General features: G+C 69.3%; 2 protein-coding genes. Both read left to right on the top strand.

Annotated elements, in window-relative coordinates:
* Positions 1-281 (top strand): helix-turn-helix domain-containing protein (locus AB0L75_RS44215; protein ID WP_365191940.1); only part of this gene is annotated, 281 nt, incomplete at its 5' end.
* A gap of 6 nt (positions 282-287) precedes the next feature.
* Positions 288-1,502, top strand: a 1,215-nt coding sequence (locus tag AB0L75_RS44210; RefSeq protein ID WP_365191939.1) for a Mu transposase C-terminal domain-containing protein, incomplete at its 3' end; no start/stop codon positions are given.

Raw genomic sequence — 1,502 nt, 5'->3', positions numbered from 1 at the left:
CCCCCATCCTGATCCGCACCGCCGACATCGACGCCAGGGGGCAGCTGCGCGTCCCGGTCGGCGCCAGAGGAGCCCGAGCCCGCGGCAGAACCGGCGGCCGACCATCTCGGCTCTCCGCGGACCAGGTGCGCACCGCACGCCGGCTCTACGAACAGCAGGACATGACCGTCGCGCAGATCGGCGATGTCCTCGGCGTCAGCCGCACCACCATCTACCGGACGCTCGCGAAGCACGCCGAACCCGTCGCCCGCCGACGCGCAAAGCCCTCACCGACGATGTAGCCGGTCATGGACGCGAGCGAGCGGTGGCGAATCCTTCGACTGCACGTCGAGGACGCAATCCCGCTTGCCACTCTGGCCCGCAGCACGGGCGTCACCGAGCGCACCCTGCAACGCTGGCTCGCCCGCTACCGGACAGGCGGATACGCCGCCCTCGCCGACGACGCTCGCGCCGACCATGGCGTCCGACGCACAGCACCGGAACTCGTCCGCCTGGTCGAAGGGCTTGCGCTCACCAAGCCGCGGCCGTCGATCGCCACCATTCACCGTCAGGTTGGCGTCCACTGCGCTGAACGGGGACTGCCGTCGCCGTCGTACTCCGCCGTGCGGTCGATCGTGAACGGGCTCGATCCCGGAATGGTGACGCTCGCACTCGAGGGGCCAGCGTCATACCGTGACAAACACGAGCTGCTGCTCCGACGTCGCGCGGACCGCCCGAACGCGATCTGGCAGGCGGACCACACGATGCTTGACCTGCTCATCGTCGGGCCCAACGGCAAGCCCGCACGGCCGTGGTTGACGGTGATCCTCGACGACTACTCCCGCGCGATCTGCGGGTACATGGTGTTCCTCGGTGCCCCGTCAGCGGCGAACACCGCGCTCGCGCTGCGCCAAGCGATCTGGCACAAGCCGGAACCGGACTGGCCCGTCTGCGGGATCCCGGACGTGCTCTACACGGACCACGGGTCCGACTTCACCAGCCATCGTCTCGGCGACACCGCCGCTGTGCTGCACCTCCGCATCATCCACTCGCAGGTCGCCCGGCCCCAGGGGCGCGGGAAGATCGAGCGGTTCTTCGGCACGATCAACACCGAACTGCTCCCAACGCTCCCCGGCCATTTCGCAGCCGGATCCTCGGCGCCGACGCCGGCGCTGGATCTCGGCGGCGTCGACAGTGCCATCAGCACGTTCATCCGCAGCTACAACGCCCGCACCCACCGCGAGCTCCGGACGAGCCCACTGCACGCGTGGATTGCAGACGGGTGGCTGCCACGGCTCCCGGAGTCCCTTGAACAGCTCGACGGGTTCCTGCTCACCGTCCCCACGACGCGGGTCGTGCAGCGCGATGGCATCCACTTCGAGGGCCTCCGCTACACCGCGGCCACTCTCGCGCCGTTCGTCGGTAGCACCGTGAGTGTCCGGTACGACCCACGCGACGTCACCGAGATCCGCGTCTTCCACCGCGACGTGTTCCTCTGCACCGCGATCAGCACCGAGCACCAG

This window comes from Streptomyces sp. NPDC052101, assembly GCF_040680235.1.
In the GTDB taxonomy this organism is placed as follows: Bacteria; Actinomycetota; Actinomycetes; order Streptomycetales; family Streptomycetaceae; genus Streptomyces.
This window is presented reverse-complemented; position numbering and strand designations above follow the sequence as displayed.